At 73.1% G+C, this 16,732-nt stretch carries 14 protein-coding genes; 4 read left to right on the forward strand and 10 right to left on the reverse strand.

From position 1 onward, the window contains the following. Window positions 1–78 precede the first annotated feature (78 nt). Window positions 79–768: a class I SAM-dependent methyltransferase gene (locus tag ABD352_RS45475; protein WP_344618843.1), complete on the reverse strand. Its 690-nt coding sequence runs from the start codon at window positions 766–768 to the stop codon at window positions 79–81. A gap of 18 nt (window positions 769–786) precedes the next feature. Between ABD352_RS45475 and ABD352_RS45480 the strand changes: the two genes are divergently transcribed. Then, a complete protein-coding gene (locus ABD352_RS45480; RefSeq protein ID WP_344618844.1) occupies window positions 787–1,134 on the forward strand; it encodes an MmcQ/YjbR family DNA-binding protein in 348 nt (115 codons plus the stop codon). 60 nt (window positions 1,135–1,194) lie between these two features. On the opposite strand, the gene ABD352_RS45485 is transcribed toward ABD352_RS45480, so the two are convergent. The 4 genes from ABD352_RS45485 to ABD352_RS45500 form a co-directional block, all read right to left on the reverse strand. After that, window positions 1,195–2,430, reverse strand: a complete 1,236-nt coding sequence (locus tag ABD352_RS45485) for an SGNH/GDSL hydrolase family protein (RefSeq protein WP_344618845.1) — start codon at window positions 2,428–2,430, stop codon at window positions 1,195–1,197. 103 nt (window positions 2,431–2,533) lie between these two features. After that, window positions 2,534–3,559 (reverse strand): coiled-coil domain-containing protein, encoded by a 1,026-nt coding sequence (locus ABD352_RS45490; protein WP_344618846.1) that lies wholly within the window; start codon window positions 3,557–3,559, stop codon window positions 2,534–2,536. Window positions 3,560–3,628: 69 nt separating this feature from the next. Next, window positions 3,629–5,509, reverse strand: a complete 1,881-nt coding sequence (locus tag ABD352_RS45495; protein ID WP_344618847.1) for a primary-amine oxidase — start codon at window positions 5,507–5,509, stop codon at window positions 3,629–3,631. 3 nt (window positions 5,510–5,512) lie between these two features. Further along, window positions 5,513–6,949: an APC family permease gene (locus ABD352_RS45500; RefSeq protein WP_344618848.1), complete on the reverse strand. Its 1,437-nt coding sequence runs from the start codon at window positions 6,947–6,949 to the stop codon at window positions 5,513–5,515. A 270-nt stretch (window positions 6,950–7,219) separates the two neighbouring features. Here ABD352_RS45500 and ABD352_RS45505 point away from each other — a divergent pair, with 270 nt between their 5' ends. Then, window positions 7,220–7,861 (forward strand): GOLPH3/VPS74 family protein, encoded by a 642-nt coding sequence (locus tag ABD352_RS45505; protein ID WP_344618849.1) that lies wholly within the window; start codon window positions 7,220–7,222, stop codon window positions 7,859–7,861. A gap of 33 nt (window positions 7,862–7,894) precedes the next feature. Here ABD352_RS45505 and ABD352_RS45510 read toward each other — a convergent pair whose 3' ends face one another. Next, window positions 7,895–9,289 carry a condensation domain-containing protein gene (locus ABD352_RS45510; protein WP_344618850.1) on the reverse strand — a complete coding sequence of 465 codons (1,395 nt, stop codon included), beginning with the start codon at window positions 9,287–9,289 and terminating at the stop codon, window positions 7,895–7,897. Window positions 9,290–9,425: 136 nt separating this feature from the next. Here ABD352_RS45510 and ABD352_RS45515 point away from each other — a divergent pair, with 136 nt between their 5' ends. Then, window positions 9,426–9,641 (forward strand): ferredoxin, encoded by a 216-nt coding sequence (locus ABD352_RS45515; protein ID WP_344618851.1) that lies wholly within the window; start codon window positions 9,426–9,428, stop codon window positions 9,639–9,641. A gap of 11 nt (window positions 9,642–9,652) precedes the next feature. Here ABD352_RS45515 and meaB read toward each other — a convergent pair whose 3' ends face one another. From meaB to ABD352_RS45530, 3 genes are read right to left on the reverse strand one after another with little or no spacing between them, the layout of a single operon-like run. Further along, complete coding sequence (gene meaB, locus ABD352_RS45520) at window positions 9,653–10,606, reverse strand: methylmalonyl Co-A mutase-associated GTPase MeaB (protein ID WP_344618852.1); 954 nt, start codon at window positions 10,604–10,606, stop codon at window positions 9,653–9,655. A 17-nt stretch (window positions 10,607–10,623) separates the two neighbouring features. After that, window positions 10,624–12,816, reverse strand: a complete 2,193-nt coding sequence (gene scpA, locus ABD352_RS45525; RefSeq protein ID WP_425553922.1) for a methylmalonyl-CoA mutase — start codon at window positions 12,814–12,816, stop codon at window positions 10,624–10,626. Continuing rightward, the gene (locus tag ABD352_RS45530; RefSeq protein ID WP_344618854.1) at window positions 12,759–14,474 is read right to left on the reverse strand and encodes a methylmalonyl-CoA mutase family protein; all 1,716 of its coding nucleotides are present in this window, start codon (window positions 14,472–14,474) and stop codon (window positions 12,759–12,761) included. Before ABD352_RS45530 ends, scpA begins: the two co-directional genes overlap by 58 nt. Before the next feature lie 74 nt (window positions 14,475–14,548). Here ABD352_RS45530 and ABD352_RS45535 point away from each other — a divergent pair, with 74 nt between their 5' ends. Next, on the forward strand, window positions 14,549–15,475 hold the full coding sequence (locus ABD352_RS45535; RefSeq protein WP_344618855.1) for a DUF1152 domain-containing protein: 927 nt from the start codon (window positions 14,549–14,551) through the stop codon (window positions 15,473–15,475). Window positions 15,476–15,491: 16 nt separating this feature from the next. On the opposite strand, the gene ABD352_RS45540 is transcribed toward ABD352_RS45535, so the two are convergent. Beyond that, window positions 15,492–16,604, reverse strand: a complete 1,113-nt coding sequence (locus ABD352_RS45540; protein WP_344618856.1) for an alanine racemase — start codon at window positions 16,602–16,604, stop codon at window positions 15,492–15,494. Window positions 16,605–16,732: the final 128 nt, after the last annotated feature.

Here is a 16,732-nt window from a genome sequence, read left to right on the forward strand (position 1 = left end):
TCGGCCGCCCGCCGAGTGGCCAGGCGGCGTCGGCCGGCCGCCGAGTGGTCAGGCGGCGCGGGCCGCCTGACAGAGCGATCAGGCGGCGCGGAACTCGGCGCGCCAGCGGTGCAGGCCGCCGTCGGTGAACTCCTCGATCGAGACCGCGGACAGGGCCGGGGTGGCGAAGGACTCCAGCTCGGCGCGGGTCAGCGGCCACGGCGGCCCGTCCTCGGACTGCTCGCCCTCGTCGATGGCCGCGGCGATGACCAGCAGGGTGCCGCCCGGGCGGACGAGGGCGCGGACGGCGGCGACGGCCCGCGCCCGGTACGAGCGGGGCATCGCCTGCACGGTCATGCTCTCCAGCACCAGGTCGAAGCCGGCCGCCATCGGCGGGGGCGGGGCGAACAGGTCGGCGACCGCGTACTCGACCGGCGAGTCCGGGAACCGCTCCCGCGCCGTGTCGATCGCGGCGGGCGAGATGTCGAACGCGGTGGTGCGCCAGCCGTGCGCGGCCAGGAACTCCGCGTCGCCGCCGAGCCCGGCGCCCACCACGACGGCGGTCCCCCGTCCGGCGGCAGCCGGCGTCCCCGCCGCATCGGACGACCCGGCATCCGCGCGGGACAGGCCGGGCCAGGAGGCGAGCAGGCGGTGGGGGCCGCCGCGGTCCCACGGGATGGCGGTGCGCCCCTCGCCGGCGGCCACGTACAGGGTGTCCCACCAGCCCGTCGCGTCGTCGTTGGCCAGGGACGCCGCGGCTAACCCGCGGATGTACTCGTCCGGTTCCATACGTGCCAACATAGGCTGATGGCGAGCGTCGATCTCGTGCGGAAGGTGGCGCTGGGCCTGCCCCGCACCACCGAGCATCTGATCCACGACCGGGTCAAGTTCCGGGTCGGGCGGATCGTGTACCTGGCACTGTCGCGGGACGAGGCCACGCTCGGGTTCGCGTTCCCGCGCGAGGAGCGGGCCGCGCTGGTGGCCACCGAGCCCGAGCGGTTCTTCCTGCCGCGGGCCTCGGACATGCGCTACCACTGGGTGTGCGCCCATCTCGGGCTGCTCGGCGACGACGAGCTGCGCGAGATCATCGTGGACGCGTGGCGCATGGTGGTGCCGAAGCGGGTGTACGCCCAGTGGCAACAGGGAGCCCCGTGAGGCGGCGGCGCGGTTCCGGGCCGCCGCCGCGCTGACGGCGAGCGGCCCGGAGCGCCGTGATCAGGCGGTGGTGATCCGGCCGTCGGGCTGGCGCGAGCAGGTCAGCGCGCGGGCGGGTGTGGTGGCCGCGGCGCTCAGGCACTGGGCCAGGACGGCCTGGCCGGCCGCGGTCGGGTGCCACGACTCCTGGCAGGTCTGGAAGTACGACACGCAGGTGTTGGCGATTCGCTGGATGGCGATCTTGTCCTTGCCCGACAGGCTGGTCACGAACGTGCCGCTCGGGCCGTCCTGCAGGCGGATCGGGGTGGCCAGCGCGTTGGCGGGGCTGCCGGGGTGCTCGCACAGGCGGGCGCCGTCGAAGGCGTGCTGGACGTCGAGGAAGACCAGGTCGTCGTTCGGGAACTCGGCGGCAAGGGTGTTGCGGACGGTCTGCACGAGGGTGCCCAGGCCCTGCGAGAAGAGGTGGCCGGCGGAGAGGCTGGCCCGGTGGATGGGGCAGCCGGCGGCGTACCGCACGGCGCCGAGCTCGCGGAACTTGTCCCGGTCGTCCTGGCGCCCGTCGGCCTCCCAGTAGGACGGGTCGAGGTCGAACGGCAGCGGGTTGGTGTAGTCCTGGAAGACGACGCGGTGCTGGTGGTCGGCGTCGACCTGGTTCAGCGTGGTGAGCAGCTGGCGGACCGCGTTGACCGTCTCGGCCGTCGCCGCGGCGAACTGGGCGGCGGTGGCGAGGTCGTCGGCGGTGCACGGGGACTGCTCGACGGGGCCGTTGAGGTACGCCCAGAACTCCCACCAGCCGGTCCACGCGTCGGCGATGAAGCGGTTGGCGCACTTCTCGGCCACGTCGCCGAAGGTGAACGAGCTGTTGTTGGAGCCGAGCCCGACCAGGACGAGGTCGATGTCGTGGGTCTGGGCCACGGCGCGGAGCTGGTCGAGCTGGGCGGCCACGGCGCGGCCCTTGTCGCGGGCGGAGCCCGGGGCGGTGAAGTCGGCGGGGCGGCCGCCGGAGCAGGCCAGGTTGTAGCGGTCCTGGATCCCCGCCAGCGAGGCCTGCAGCAGGGAGGCGTTGGCGGAGCGGTGGCAGAAGAAGGCGTTGCTGTTCGGGGCGGACCAGCCGGGGAAGGCCTGGGCGACGCCGTTGACGTCGGTGACCGGCTGGTAGCTGCCGGCGCCCTCGCCGCTGATGAAGCTGTCGCCGAGGGCGACGGCGGCGGTGGGCAGGGCGGCGCTGGCGGGGGTGGGTAACGCCACGGCGCTGGTGGCGGCCAGCGCGGCGGCGAGCAGGATCCGGCGAAGCATGGATTCTCCTCGATCAGAGAACGTGAAGAGTTCTCGGATCAGATCACGGGAGCAAGATGCGCGTCAATGTCCGCCGTGTGAATTACCGATAAAACCGATCGATTTAATAGATCGACATGTGGACGTGGTTGGTGTGGTCGCTGCCCGGGTCGCCCTTGCCGCCCGAGTACGGATGCCAGCCGGCGGCCTGGGTCCACACCTGGCGGTACCAGATCACGTACATGATCCCGAGGCGCTCGGCGTTGCGCACCAGCCAGACGGCGAGCTGGGTGCCGTACTCCTTCGAGGCCCCCTCGGCGATGCCGCCGAACCCGGCGGCGTCGGCCGCGAAGTCGCAGGCCCGGCCCTTCGGGTGCTCGTACGGCTCGGGCGGCTGGCGCCAGCACGACACGTAGTGCTTGAAGCCGGCCTTCTCGACCTGCTGCAGGGCGTGCAGGGTGCGCGGGGTCAGGCAGCCCGCGGTGGTCGGGTCCTGGGCGCTGCAGGTCTCCGGCGGCCACGAGCCGTCGGGGCGGCGCGGGGCCGGCTCGGCGGCGATGCCGGGGGCCTTGGCGCTGGTCGTGGTGGCCACGTCCAGGGCGCGCATGGCCTCCTGGTTCTGCGCGTCGAGCAGGGCCGCCTCGACCGCGGCCTTCTGCTGGGACATGACCTCGACCTGCTGCTGCTGGCGGGTCACCTCGGCGTCGATGCCGGCCTTGGTGGCCTCCAGCCGGGCCCGCAGGTCGGCCTGCTCCTTGAGCTTCTCGCCCTGGTGACGGGCGACGAGCTCGAGCAGGCTGACCCGGTCGGCGAAGACGCCGGGCGAGCGGCTGTCGAGCAGGGTCGAGGCGTCGCGCAGGCCGCCGCCCATCTGGTAGGCGATCACGGAGACGCGGGTGGTGTCGGCGAGCAGCCGCAGGTAGCGGGGCTCGAGGTCGGCCTGCTGCGCGGCGAGCTCGGCCTGGCGCTGCCTGGACGCGGCGAGCGTGTTCTGGGCGTCGATGTAGGCCCGGTTGGCGGCATCGAGCTTCTCGGTGAGCTCCGCCGTCCCGCCCTCGGAAGGGGACGACGGCGAGGCCACCGCGGCGGCCGGGGTCAGCACGATCGCGAGCGCGCACAGCACGGCCACGATCCACGGAAATCTGGGCATACTGTTCCCCCCATCGGCCGCCAACCGGGCCGGTTGACGGTTTCTGGGGGGAACCGCGCGAAAGGTACCTCAGTGGCAGTGCTTGGCCACCGTGGCCGGCACGTCCAGCGTCGGGTTGCGGTCGAAGAAGCCGTAGGGCTTCATGGTGAACCCGCAGGCGTCGACCGGCATGACCGGCCAGTCCTCCGGGCGCGGGAAGTGGGTCATGCCGAAGGTGTGCCAGAGCACCACGTCGGCGCCGTCCAGCCCCCGGTCGGCGGCCGTCCACGCGGGCAGGCCGGCCCCGCCCGGGTGCTGGTTGACGAGGTCGCCGGCCGGGTACCGCTCCTGCGGGTCGTAGCGCGTGACCCACAGGTGCCGGGTGGCGAAGGCGGCCCGCCGGGCGATCGAGGAGCCCGGGTCGGCCAGCAGCGCCGGCTGACCCGCCGGGTGCAGCACGTAGGCGGTCGGCCGGCCCAGCCGGTTGGTCCGCTCGGCGCTGGCCACCCGCCACACCCGCCCGAGCCCGGGCTCGGCGTCGCGGGCCCCCTCCGCCTCGCTCTTGAGCCGGGTGTACTGCCGGGTGAAGGCATTGCCGTGCGGGTTGTCCGGCCCGAAGGGCAGCCGGACGAGGTCGATCTCGTCGACGGTGTTCGCGACGCCGTCGACGGTCATGTCCAGGCGGGCGTTGAACAGGTGCTGGTGGCCGGGCGCGCCCAGCCCCGGCGCCACCGGCTCGGCCCACGGGGACCCCTCGGCGTGGACCGAGGTGAACACGACGCCGCTGGCCTTGCACTCCAGCTGGAACGTGCCGTCGAGGTAGAGGTACCAGTAGAAGCCGTAGTCGTAGTTGCCGACGGTGGCCCAGTAGGAGATGACCATCCGGCGCTGCCGCCGCGTCTGCTGCGCCTCGGTGAACAGGTCGGTGTGCTTCCACAGCACGCCGAAGTCCTCCTCGTGCATGCAGATGGCGTTCGGTACCTCCCGGGGCTGCCCGTCGCCGTCGGCCAGGACCGCGTCGAGGTAGCGGATCTCGCCCAGGCAGTCGCAGCCGTTGCGCAGGCTGTTGACCTGCTGGCCGAGCAGGTACTCACCGGCGTCGAAGTAGTTCTGCCAGAAGTGGACCGGGGACGGGTCGGCGTAGGGCACCACCATCTCGGCCACCGAGGCGCGGTAGCAGACCGGCCGGCCCTGCAGGGAGATCTGGTGCAGCACCAGGCCCTCGCGCGGGTCGAAGCCGACCCGCAGCCGCCACCCCTCCCACTCCACGACGTCGCCCGTCACCGTGAAGCTGGCCCCCTCGGGCTGGGTGATCTCGATGGGCTTCAGCGTCTCGCGGTCCGGCCCGACGTACGCCGGATCGTCGTAGTTGCCCTCCTCCTCGGGCACGGCGAGGTCCTCGTGGTCGACGAGCTCGAGCACCCGCCGCTCGGTCAGGTCGACGTAGGCAACCAGCCCGTCGATCGGGTGGGCCCAGCAGTGGTCCTCCGGCCGGTGCTGCAGGAACGACAGCACCCGCAGCATGCGCCGCCCCGGCTCGCCCGGGATGCCGAAGTCGCCGGCCGACAGCGGGCAGGGGCGGACCAGGTCGAGCACGGTGATGCCCCGCCGGGCCAGCGCCGCCACCCAGCCGGGGTCGGCCTTGACGATCTCGTCGACGGCGATGAACTCCTCCAGCAGGATCGCCGGCTGGCCGTCGGTGGCCGGGTCGATCTCGCGCTGCCAGTCGACCTCGCCGCGGGTCACCGAGGCGACGACGGTGCTGCTGGCGCCGGTGGCCACGTCGAGCAGCACGGCCCGGACCCGGCGGTCCACCGGGTCGCCGTCGCGGTGCGCGAGCACCTCGTCCTTGGCCGGCTCCTCGAGGCCGAGGAACGGGAAGCGCACGGTCGGCCCGAGCAGCCCGGCCTTGTCCAGCACCGCGCGGGCGACCGTGATCTCTTCGGCGGTGAGTCTGTCCAGTGGGTGCATGGGTTACGCCGGGATCCGCTCGTCCTGCGCGAGCAGGTCCTCGATGCCGGCCAGCGCCGCGGCCTGGCGCGCGCCGCCCTCGCCGATCCCGGCGTAGACCGACGGGCGGGTGAGCTTGATGGTGTACCCCCACAGCAGCCCGATCACGACGGCCGCCGCGACGATGCCCGGCAGCACGTACGTGAGGACGGAGCCCTTCTCGGCGCCGAGGATCGAGTCGGCGTTCACCACGACCGTGGCCGTGATGGCGATGAGCGCGATCGCGGCCAGTCCCGGCGCAATGATCCGCTGCCAGACGCTCTCGACGGAGTCGCGGCGGGCGAAGTACCCCAGGACGCTCACCGAGGTGCCGATCATGAGCACGAGCACGCCGACCGCGGCCACGTAGGACAGCCACGTGAACAGCTCCAGCAGCGGGTCCCGGCCGAGCATCGCGAAGATGGCGAAGGTGACCACGCCGGCGAGCGACTGCAGCAGCGAGCCGGCCACCGGCGAGCCGGTCCGGCGCCAGGTCGCGGCGGTGAAGCGCGGCAGGACACCCTCCTGCCCGGCCGCGAAGGTGTACCGGGACACGACCATGTGGAACGACAGCAGCGCGGCGAACACGCTGGTCAGGAACAGCACGTTGGCGGCGGTGGACAGCCCGGTGCCGAACCACTGGCCGATCATGCCGAACGGGTCGGCCGGCCCGGCGGCGAGGCCGTCCTTGCCCGACGCGGACGCGAGGGCCCAGGCGGAGACGGCGTAGAGCACCGAGGTGATGGCGACGGCGACGTAGGTGGCCCGGGCCACGGTGCGGCGCGGGTCCTTGACCTCGCCGGAGTACACGGCGGCCGACTCGAAGCCGACGAAGGCCGCGATGCCGAACGCGAAGACGCCGCCGACGCCCGAGGTGAACAGGCTGCCGGGGGCGAGGGACTCGGTGCTGACCGAGCCGCCGGCCGGGTGGCCGAAGCCGCCGATGTCGAAGAGCAGGACCGCGATGATCTCGGCGATCAGGAAGAAGCCCAGCACCTTGGCGGACAGGTCGACGTTGAACAGCCCGAGCAGCCCGACGATCGCCCAGACCCCCAGGGCGCACGCCCACCAGGGCAGGTCGGCCTGCCAGTGCGCGGCGGCGAACCCGCTGAACGCCCAGCCGAACAGCCCGTACAACCCGATCTGGATGGTGTTGTAGGCGACGATCGCGACGGCCGAGCCGGCCACGCCCCAGGCACGGGAGAGCCCCAGCGCGATGTAGGCGTAGAAGGCGCCGGCGTTCTCGACGTACCGCGTCATCGCGGCATAGCCGACGGTGAACAGGGCCAGCGCCACGCCCAGGATCGGGAACGACAGCGGCACGCCGATGCTGCCGGTCACCGCATAGGTGGTGACGACGCCGCCGGCGAGCACGGTCATCGGCGCGGACGCCGAGACCGTGAAGAAGATGAGCGATCCCACGCCGAGGCGTCGTTGCCGCAGACCCGGTGCGGCGGGTGCAGGTTGAGCCATCGAGATCCTCGCATTCATCAAAGCGGACAAGGCACTCTAGGGGTCGTGCCGAAGGTCGTGCAATCCCGAACGACCGCGTTAACGAGCGCGCAATAATGCATTTGCGGTGACGGTTGTTATGCCGCGGCCGGATGCACTAGTCTGCCCACGCGAACGCCGCCCGGGGGCGATTTGCCGTGCGCGCTTTTGTCGTGCGTCCGGATCAAGTCGAGAGGGATCATGACTGCACCGCGCCGGCTACCGCTGGCCGACGAATTCTGGCTGTTCGCGCACCATGATTACTCCGGCCGGCCACTGTGCGCGGCGCCCATACTCGGGGCCGGGCTGGCCTCGTGCGTGCTGGCCGAGCTGTGGATGGCCAGCCTGGTCAACGTGGCTCAGGGGCGGGTCGTCGTGGTGCCGCGCCCGGCCCCGCCGAACGACCCGGTCTGGCAGTCGACCCTGCAGGAGCTGGCCGCCCAGCCGGTGAGCTACCCGTTGCGTGAATGGATCTCACACTTGGCCCGATCGGTCGGTTCGGGAGTGACCGCTCGGCTGATCGACGCGAATCTCGTGGAAGAGGTGCGCAGCGGCCCGTTCGGGCGACGCAAATACGTTGCGTCAGATCCGGCGGTCGGGTCGAGTCCAGCGATCATGCTCAATCACATGATCGAGAACGCGGGGCGGCTGGACTATCAGACCGCCCTTCTCGCCGGGCACGTCCTCATCGCGGGATTGGACTCGGAAATCGTTTCGCCCGATCCTGCGGTAACTCGCAACGGATTGCGGGCGATGGTTCGCGACCTTCCGCCGGACCTGCTGTCCGTGCTCAGCGCGCTGCAGTCCGTGGTGAGCGCGGCCCCGCTGCGCGTGAACCGCTGATCATTTCCGCGCGGCGGCGATCACCGAGCGTGATCAGCGGACCGCGGCGTAGAGGCCGGCCGTCGTGGCGCCGGCGTCGACCGCCGCCCTGACGATCAGCCGCTCCAGGTCGGCCAGGAACCCCAGCGGCCCCCGCCGCCCGAAGAAGCCGCGGTCCACCGACAGCATCAGCTCCGCGGTCTCCCCGAGATCCATGAGGAACATGAAGAAGTTCGCGTGCATGGGCAGCCGGTCGATCACCGGCGAGCGCAGCTTCGTCGCCGGCAGCAGGTCGGCGACCCGCGCGGCGAGGTCGTCGTCGCCCGGCGGGGGCGCGGGCGGGTCGGCGTCGAGCAGGCCGAAGCGGGTGTCGTTGAAGAAGCAGTAGCCGTTGGGGCGCACGCCCCGCCGGGCCGCCAGCGCGGCGAACATGGCGTCGAGGGCGAACGGGTCGTACTCGCAGTGGGCGTACGCGGCGAACGCGGCGTCGGCCGAGCGCCGCAGCAGCTGCCCGACCGTCTCGGCGCCGTGCCGCCCGGGCGCGCAGTCGAGCCGGAACAGCGCGTTCTGGTTGAACGCGGCGACCACCCCGCGGCTGGCCGGCCGGAACCGGGTCGACACGATCATGCGCAGCGCGGCCTCCTCCTCGCCGAGGTACGCGGCCAGCTGCAGCGTCACGCCGCCCAGCAGCACCGTGGCCGAGGGCACCCCGTGGCGGGCGGCGAGCGCGTGCACGGCCAGCGCCATGGCCGGCGACTGGATGAGTCCCCAGTCGAGCCGCGGCGTCCCGTCGTCGCGCGGCCGCTCGATCATGCGGTCCGGCAGGGACTCCAGGTGCCGCTGCCAGAACGCGAGGGCCTTCGCCTCCCTGCGGCGGCCGACGGCCGAGCGCTCGTACTCCCCGCGCTCCAGCGGCTGCTGCCCCGGCTCGGCCACGCCCGCCGGGTCGGCGAGCAGCCCCGCCAGGTCCGCGCGGACGATGTTGAAGCTCCAGCCGTCCACGGCCATGTGGCTCGCGGCGAGCAGCACCAGCAGCGGCCGGCCGGCGCACAGCAGGACCGCGGCCCGCAGCGGCAGGTCGGCGCCGATGTCGAACCGGGGGCTGCGCAGCGCCTCCCCGATCCCGGCCGCCGCCTCCTCCAGCCCGACGTCCCCGAGGTCGTCCAGCTCGTGGACCTGCAGCGCCAGCACCCCCTCGGCGAGGACGCGCTGGACCGGGCCGGCCGGCGTGTCGGCGTACACCGTGTGCAGCGAGTCGTGCCGCTCCACCAGCCGCCGCAGGCCGTCGGCGACGTCCGCGAGCCCCCGCCCGTCCGGCACCGGCACCCGGACGAGCAGGTTGAGCGTGGTGTCCTCGACCGGCAGCCACCGCAACACGTTCCAGATCGCGAGCTGCGCCCAGATCAGCGGGCCTTCGGCGGCCCGCCCGGTGCGAAAGGGGATGTCCACGTTCACCGATCCTCTGGATCATCACTGCGTGGCGCGCCTGCGATGCAGAGGCTACGGAACTTTCAACGATGCACGCAAGATCCTGCCAAGATCAGTCCGACTTTTGCTGCAACCGGAGTTCGATAGGTTGTACGGCATGTGGCGCATCTCCGTGAACCACACCTGCATCGGGTCGGGAAGCTGCACCGGCCTGGCCCCCGGCCACTTCGAGCTGAGCGACGCCGACGGCCGCTCACATCCGGTGCGTCCGGACGTGGCGCCCGACGAGGCCGTTCTGGACGCCGTGGCCTCCTGCCCGATGGAGGCCATCGAGGTCATCGACCTGGAAACCGGCGCCCCGGTCGAGATCTGAGCAACGGCCCGTCAGGCCTGGCCGCCGCGGTAGGCGGCCAGGAGGGCCTCGGCGGCCTGGACCGGGGTCAGCTCGCCGGACAGGACGCGGCGCTCGACCGACGGGGCCAGCTCGCGCACCGCCGGGCTGGTGCGCAGCCCGTCCAGCAGGGCGTCGCGGGTCATCGACCACACCCAGCCGAGCTGCTGCCGCTCGCGCCGGGTGCGCAGGGCGCCCGAGTCGGCCAGGGCGTCGTGGTGGCGGGTCAGCTGCGCCCACAGCTCCGGCAGGCCGGCTCCGGTCAGGCCGCTGCAGGTGACCACCGGCGGCTGCCACGACGTGCGCTCGGTGCGCAGCAGGCGCAGGGCGCCGGACAGCTCGCGGGCCGCGGACCGGGCGTCGGTCTCGTGCGGGCCGTCGGCCTTGTTCACGGCGATGACGTCGGCGAGCTCCAGGACGCCCTTCTTGATGCCCTGGAGCTGGTCGCCGGTGCGGGCCAGGGCCAGCAGCAGGAAGGTGTCCACCATGTCGGCGACCGCGGTCTCGGACTGCCCGACGCCCACCGTCTCCACCAGCACCACGTCGTAGCCGGCGGCCTCCACGACGACCATGGCCTCGCGGGTCGCGCGGGCCACGCCGCCCAGCGTGCCCGAGGTCGGCGACGGGCGGACGAACGCGGCAGGGTCGGCGGCCAGGCGGGTCATGCGGGTCTTGTCGCCCAGGATGCTGCCGCCGGTGCGGGTCGAGGACGGGTCGACGGCCAGCACCGCCACCCGGTGGCCGGACGAGGTGAGCTGCGTGCCCAGGGCGTCGATGAAGGTGGACTTGCCGACGCCGGGGACGCCGGTCACGCCGATGCGGCGGGCGTGGCCGGCGTGCGGGGTGAGGACGCCCAGCAGTTCCTGGGCGCGCTCGCGGTGGTCGGCCCGGGTGGACTCGACGAGCGTGATCGCGCGGGCGATCCAGGCGCGCGAGCCGCCCAGCACGCCGTCGACGAACTCGCTCAGTGCTGCAACCGGGATCGCAGCACCTCCAGCAGGTTCAGGGCGGCGTCGGCGATGACCGTGCCGGGGCCGAAGATGGCGGCGGCGCCGGCGGCGCGCAGCTCGTCGTAGTCCTGGGGCGGGATGACGCCGCCGACCACGACGAGGATGTCGTCGCGGCCCAGCTCGGCGAGCTCCGCGCGCAGGGCCGGCACCAGGGTGAGGTGGCCGGCGGCGAGGGAGTTGACGCCGACGATGTGCACGTCGGCCTCGACCGCCTGCCGCGCCACCTCGCCCGGGGTGGAGAAGAGGGGGCCGACGTCGACGTCGAAGCCGAGGTCGGCGAAGGCGGTCGCGATCACCTTCTGGCCGCGGTCGTGGCCGTCCTGGCCCATCTTGGCGACCAGGATGCGCGGGCGGCGGCCCTCGGCCTCGGCGAACGCCTCGGCGGCGGCGCGCACCCGTTCGACGTTCCCGGCGCCGGCGGCCTCGTCGCGGTACACCCCGGAGATGGTACGGATCTGGGCCACGTGCCGCCCGAACACCTTCTCCAGCGCGTCGGAGATCTCGCCGACGGTGGCGTGGGCCCGCGCGGCGGCGACCGACAGTTCGAGCAGGTTCGCGCCGTTGGCGGCGCCCGCCGTGAGGGCGTCCAGGGCCGCGGCGCAGGCGTCGGCGTCCCGCTCCGCGCGCAGCCGCGCGAGGCGGGCGATCTGGGCGGCCCGGACGGCGGAGTTGTCGACCTTGAGGACCTCGATCGGCTCGTCGGCGTCGGGGCGGTACTTGTTGACCCCGATGACCGGCTGGCGGCCCGAGTCGATACGGGCCTGGGTGCGGGCCGCGGCCTCCTCGATGCGCAGCTTCGGGATGCCCTCGCCGATCGCCCGGGCCATGCCGCCGGCCCGCTCGACCTCCTCGATGTGGGCCCAGGCGCGGGCGGCCAGATCGTGGGTCAGGCGCTCGACGTAGGCGCTGCCGCCCCACGGGTCGATGACCCGGTTGGTGCCGGACTCCTGCTGCAGCAGCAGCTGGGTGTTGCGGGCGATGCGGGCCGAGAAGTCGGTCGGCAGGGCGAGGGCCTCGTCCAGCGCGTTGGTGTGCAGCGACTGGGTGAGGCCCTGGGTCGCGGCCATCGCCTCGACGCAGGTGCGCACCACGTTGTTGAACACGTCCTGGGCGGTCAGCGACCAGCCGGAGGTCTGGCAGTGCGTGCGCAGCGACAGCGACTTCGGGTTCTTGGCGCCGAAGTCGCGGACCAGGCGGGACCACAGCAGCCGGCCGGCCCGCAGCTTGGCGACCTCCATGAAGAAGTTCATGCCGATCGCCCAGAAGAACGACAGCCGGGGCGCGAACGCGTCGACGTCGAGGCCGGCGTCGCGGCCCGCGCGCAGGTACTCCACGCCGTCGGCCAGGGTGTAGGCCAGCTCCAGGTCGGCGGTCGCCCCGGCCTCCTGGATGTGGTAGCCGGAGATCGAGATGGAGTTGAACTTCGGCATGTGCCGCGACGTGTACCCGAAGATGTCGCCGATGATCCGCATCGACGGGACCGGCGGGTAGATGTAGGTGTTGCGGACCATGAACTCCTTGAGGATGTCGTTCTGGATGGTGCCGGACAGCTGCTCCGGCGCCACCCCCTGCTCCTCGGCGGCGACGATGTACAGCGCCAGGACCGGCAGCACGGCGCCGTTCATGGTCATCGACACGCTCATGCGGTCCAGCGGGATGCCCTCGAAGAGCCGGCGCATGTCGAGGATCGAGTCGATCGCCACGCCGGCCATGCCGACGTCCCCGGCCACGCGCGGGTGGTCGGAGTCGTAGCCGCGGTGGGTGGCCAGGTCGAAGGCGACCGACAGGCCCTTCTGGCCGCCGGCGAGGTTGCGGCGGTAGAAGGCGTTGGACTCCTCGGCGGTGGAGAAGCCGGCGTACTGCCGCACCGTCCACGGCTGGGTCGTGTACATGGTCGGGTAGGGGCCGCGGACGTACGGCGCGATGCCCGGCAGCCCGTGCAGGAACTCGATGCCGTCGAGGTCGCCGGGGCCGTACACGCCCTTGACGTCGATGCCCTCGGGCGTGTGCCACGGCTCGGGCGCGCCGGCGGGGTCGAGCGAGCTCTCGGCCCGGGGCGTGCCGAGGGCCACCTCGGAGAAGTCGGGGATCACGGTGCTACTCCCAGGTCTCGGTGCGCGCGGCGGAGCACGTCCAGCGCGTCGCATCCGCTGTAAAGGTACGCGTCGACGCCAGCGTGTTCGCCAGGCTTGCCGGCCAGCCAGACGGTCCGCACGCCCTCGGCCTTGAGGCGCGCGGCGACGTCGGCGGCCTCCTCGGCGTACGAGCGGTCGGAACCGCAGATGCAGGCGACCGTCGACGGCTCGTCGGCCAGCCGCACCCCGCCGGCGGCGAAAAGGTTGCCGGCGAAGGAGACGCGGGCGGAGTGGGCGGCCGGCGAGCCCAGCGCCACCAGGCGGACCACCGGGGGTGTCGAGGCGGCGTCGGCGGCGTCGCGCAGCCGTTCGAAGCTCTCGCCGTACGACAGGCGCGGTAAACCGCCGGAAGGCGGCAACGGCGCCGGGGCGCGTACCGGCCGCCGCTCGGCGAGGTCGGGGAACTCCGAGACGCCGGTGATCGGCTGCCGCCGGTGCGCGATGTCGTCCTCGCGCCGCAGCCGGACCGCGCCGATGCGGTCCTCGACCAGCCCGCTGCGCAGCACGGCGGCCATCCCACCGGCCCGTTCGACCTCGTTGAACACGTCCCAGGCGGCGTGCGCGAGGGCGTCGGTGAGCGACTCGACGTACCAGGAACCGCCGGCCGGGTCGAGCACCCGCGCGACCCCGGACTCCTCGACGAGCAGCGTCTGGGTGTTGCGGGCGATGCGCCGGGAGAACCCGTCCGGCAGCCCGAGCCGCGCGTCGAACGGCTGCACGGTGACCGCGTCGGCCCCGCCGGTTCCGGCGGCGAAGCAGGCGACGGTGGTGCGCAGCAGGTTGGTCCAGGGGTCGCGGGCGGTCATCATCGCGTCGCTGGTGACCGCGTGCTGGCGCTGGGCGCCGAGGTGCGGCACCTCGCAGACCTGGGCCACCCGGGACCAGATCCGGCGGGCGGCGCGCAGCTTGGCGATGGTGGTGAACTGGTCGGCGGTGGCCGCGAAGCGGAACTCCAGCTGCCTGAGCGCCATCCCGGCGCTCAGCCCGGCGGCGACCAGCTCGCGCAGGTAGGCCACGCCGGTGGCGGTGGCGTAGCCGACTTCCTGGGCGTCGCCGGCGCCGGCGTCGTGGTACACCGTGGCGTCGATCGTCGCCACCGGCACCGGCGACTCCTTCGCGAGGGTGCCCAGCACCGCCAGGTCGGCCGGCTGCCCGGTGCGCGCCTGCAGCCCGAGCGGGTCGGCGCCGAGGTTGCCGGTTTTGCCCTCGCCCGGAAGGGCCAGGAACGCCCGCGCCGCCGCCAGGGTGTCGGGCCCGTTGTCGAGCACGACCGCGGCCAGGTCGAGCAGCACGCCGTCGAGCGCCTCGGCCAGGTCGGCGGGGGCGATGCCGGCCAGCCACAGCGAGGTCGCGCCGTTCTCCAGGTCGTCGAGGATCGCGGCCCGGGTCGCCTTCGCGTCCGGGTCGGCGTGGCGCTGGCGCACGTCCCACGGCCGGGCCGCCGCGCTGCCACCGCGCACGAAGGGCACCTGCCCCGGCACGCCGGCCGGGGGTGCGACGTCGGCCGCGGTGTACAGCGGGGCGATGCGCAGCCCATCGTAGGTCTCGGTGGACAGCAGCGCCTCGACGTCCTCCGGCGCGGCGTCCTCCCCGGCCAGCCCGGACTTACGCAGCACGCCCAGCGCGAGCCGGCGCCACTGCTGCAGGTCGTCTGACTCGGGCACACTCATGCACGGATGCTAAACACGCCCATCGGTCGTTCGGCCACCCTTGTGACAACCTCCACTTAGGGGTGATCTGTCCTATGGAACTAGGGGTACCGCCGCTCTTCGAGGCCCTGCGCGGGCGGCGCAGCGTGGTGATCGCCGGGGCGGGCGGGGGGTTCGACGTGTACGCCGGGCTCCCCCTGGCCCTCGCCCTGCACGCGGAAGGGGTTGCCGTACAGCTGGCGAACCTGTCGTTCGTCGATGTGCCCGATCCGACCGAGGTCACCCCCGGCACGCAGGGGCCCGAGGAGTACTTCCCGGAGCGCACCCTGTCGCGGTGGCTGGCCGCCAACCATCTGCCGCCGGCCGTGTGGGCCTTCCCGAGGACCGGCGTGCGGCCGCTGCGCGAGGCCTACCGCGCGCTGGTCGAGCGCGTCGGCGCCGACGCGATCGTGCTGGTCGACGGGGGGACCGACATCCTCATGCGCGGCGACGAGTCGGGCCTGGGCACGCCGGAGGAGGACATGACGAGCCTCGCCGCCGTGGCCGGGCTGACCGAGGTCCCGACCCGCCTGGTCACCTGCCTGGGTTTCGGCATCGACGCGTACCACGGGGTGAACCACAGCCAGGTGCTGGAGAACATCGCCGCGCTGGACCGGGCCGGCGCCTACCTGGGCGCGCTGTCGATCCCGTCGGGCAGCGCGGAGGCGCTGCTCTACCGCGACGCCGTCGCCCATGCCCAGCGGCACACCCCGCTGCGCCCGAGCATCGTCAACGGCCAGATCGCGGCGGCGCTCGCCGGCGAGGCGGGCAACGTGCGGCTGAGCTACCGGCCCGCGAACTCGACGCTCTTCGTGAACCCGCTCATGGCGATCTACTTCTCGTTCACCGTCGCCGGGCTGGCGGGGCGGTCGCTGTACCTCGACCGGCTGGAGGACACGCTGAGCATCGGCCAGGTGGCGTCGCGGATCCAGGCCTTCCGTGTGGAGGTGACGCCGCGGGCCGCCCGGGCCTTCCCGCACTGACGCCTCACCAGCCCCTTCACCAGCCCCGGATGCGGGGCCAGACGGCGTCGATGGTGCGGCCGTCGTCGGCGAGGACGTGGTAGGCGTCGTGCTGGGCGGCCGTCGCGCAGGCGTGGTTGGGCAGGATGCGCACGCGGACGCCGACCGGCAGGTCCGGCAGCGCGTGCGGGCTGCCCGGGCGCATCGACAGGATGCCGTGCTCCTGGCTGGCGTCGGTCATCAGCAGGTCCGGGAGGAGGGTGCCGTCGGCGGCGGCGACCAGGCCGTAGCCCTGGTCGACGCGCTGCCGCGCGGTGCCGCGGTCCCTCGACGTGGCCATCCAGCCGCCGTCGGTCAGGATCCATCCCTTGTCCGGGCGGTGCCCGATCACCGTGGCCACGACGGTGACGGCCAGGTCGGCCGGGGTGCACACGCCGATGCCGGCCATCACCAGGTCGAAGAAGACGAAGTTGCCGGCCCGTACCTCGGTCACGCCGGTCAGGTCGGTGGCGAAGTGCGCGGTCGGGGTGGAGCCGACGCTGACGACCTTCACCGGGTGGCCCGCCGCGCGCAGGACCCCGGCGGCCTCGACGGCGGCGCGGCGTTCCTCCTCGGCGGCGCGGCGCAGGGCATTGTCCCCGGCGGCGAAGTACGACTCGCCGGCGTGCACCAGGACGCCCCGGACCTCGCCGCCGGCGCCCCGCAGGGCGGCGGCGACGTGTACCAGGGCCGGGTCGTCGGGGCGCAGGCCGCCGCGGTGGCCGTCGCAGTCGACCTCGATCAGGGCGGGGAGGCCACGCCGGCCGGCTTCGGCCGCCTGCTCCGGCGTGTCGAGGAGGACGACCAGGTCGACGCCGGCGTCGCGCAGGGCGCAGACGCGGTCGAGCTTGTGCGGGGCGATGCCGACCGCGTAGACGATGTCGCGGTGGCCGGCGGCGGCGAACGCCTCGGCCTCGGCGAGGGTCGAGACGGTGATCGGGCCGTCGCCCGCGAGGCGCGCCACGTCGAGGGACTTGGCCGTCTTGACGTGCTGGCGCAGGGTGACGCCCAGCGGGGCGAGCCGCGACCGGAGGCGGCGCACGTTGGCCGCGACGATCGCGGGGTCGAGCGCCAGGAACGGGGTCTGCGGGTCGTCCAGCGTGGTGATCATGCTGCTAGCCTACGGAATGCGGCTGGTGGTCGGTTTGTCCGAAAAGTCGGGCGCCCCACCCCGCGACTTTTCGGATTTATGACCTGCCGGAGCATAAATCCGACATGTCGCTTTCGCCCGCCGTTGTT

Origin of the sequence: Dactylosporangium salmoneum (assembly GCF_039532525.1) — a bacterium.
In the GTDB taxonomy this organism is placed as follows: Bacteria; Actinomycetota; Actinomycetes; order Mycobacteriales; family Micromonosporaceae; genus Dactylosporangium; species Dactylosporangium salmoneum.

Excerpts from the sequence above, each read along its gene's own strand:
- ABD352_RS45480 (WP_344618844.1), top strand. The coding sequence starts at position 787 with ATGGCGAGCGTCGATCTCGTGCGGAAGGTGGCGCTGGGCCTGCCCCGC.
- ABD352_RS45535 (WP_344618855.1), top strand. The coding sequence starts at position 14,549 with ATGGAACTAGGGGTACCGCCGCTCTTCGAGGCCCTGCGCGGGCGGCGC.
- ABD352_RS45515 (WP_344618851.1), top strand. The coding sequence starts at position 9,426 with ATGTGGCGCATCTCCGTGAACCACACCTGCATCGGGTCGGGAAGCTGC.
- ABD352_RS45485 (WP_344618845.1), bottom strand. The coding sequence starts at position 2,430 with ATGCTTCGCCGGATCCTGCTCGCCGCCGCGCTGGCCGCCACCAGCGCC.
- ABD352_RS45475 (WP_344618843.1), bottom strand. The coding sequence starts at position 768 with ATGGAACCGGACGAGTACATCCGCGGGTTAGCCGCGGCGTCCCTGGCC.
- ABD352_RS45530 (WP_344618854.1), bottom strand. The coding sequence starts at position 14,474 with ATGAGTGTGCCCGAGTCAGACGACCTGCAGCAGTGGCGCCGGCTCGCG.
- ABD352_RS45505 (WP_344618849.1), top strand. The coding sequence starts at position 7,220 with ATGACTGCACCGCGCCGGCTACCGCTGGCCGACGAATTCTGGCTGTTC.
- ABD352_RS45495 (WP_344618847.1), bottom strand. The coding sequence starts at position 5,509 with ATGCACCCACTGGACAGACTCACCGCCGAAGAGATCACGGTCGCCCGC.
- ABD352_RS45540 (WP_344618856.1), bottom strand. The coding sequence starts at position 16,604 with ATGATCACCACGCTGGACGACCCGCAGACCCCGTTCCTGGCGCTCGAC.
- scpA (WP_425553922.1), bottom strand. The coding sequence starts at position 12,816 with ATGCGACGCGCTGGACGTGCTCCGCCGCGCGCACCGAGACCTGGGAGT.
- ABD352_RS45490 (WP_344618846.1), bottom strand. The coding sequence starts at position 3,559 with ATGCCCAGATTTCCGTGGATCGTGGCCGTGCTGTGCGCGCTCGCGATC.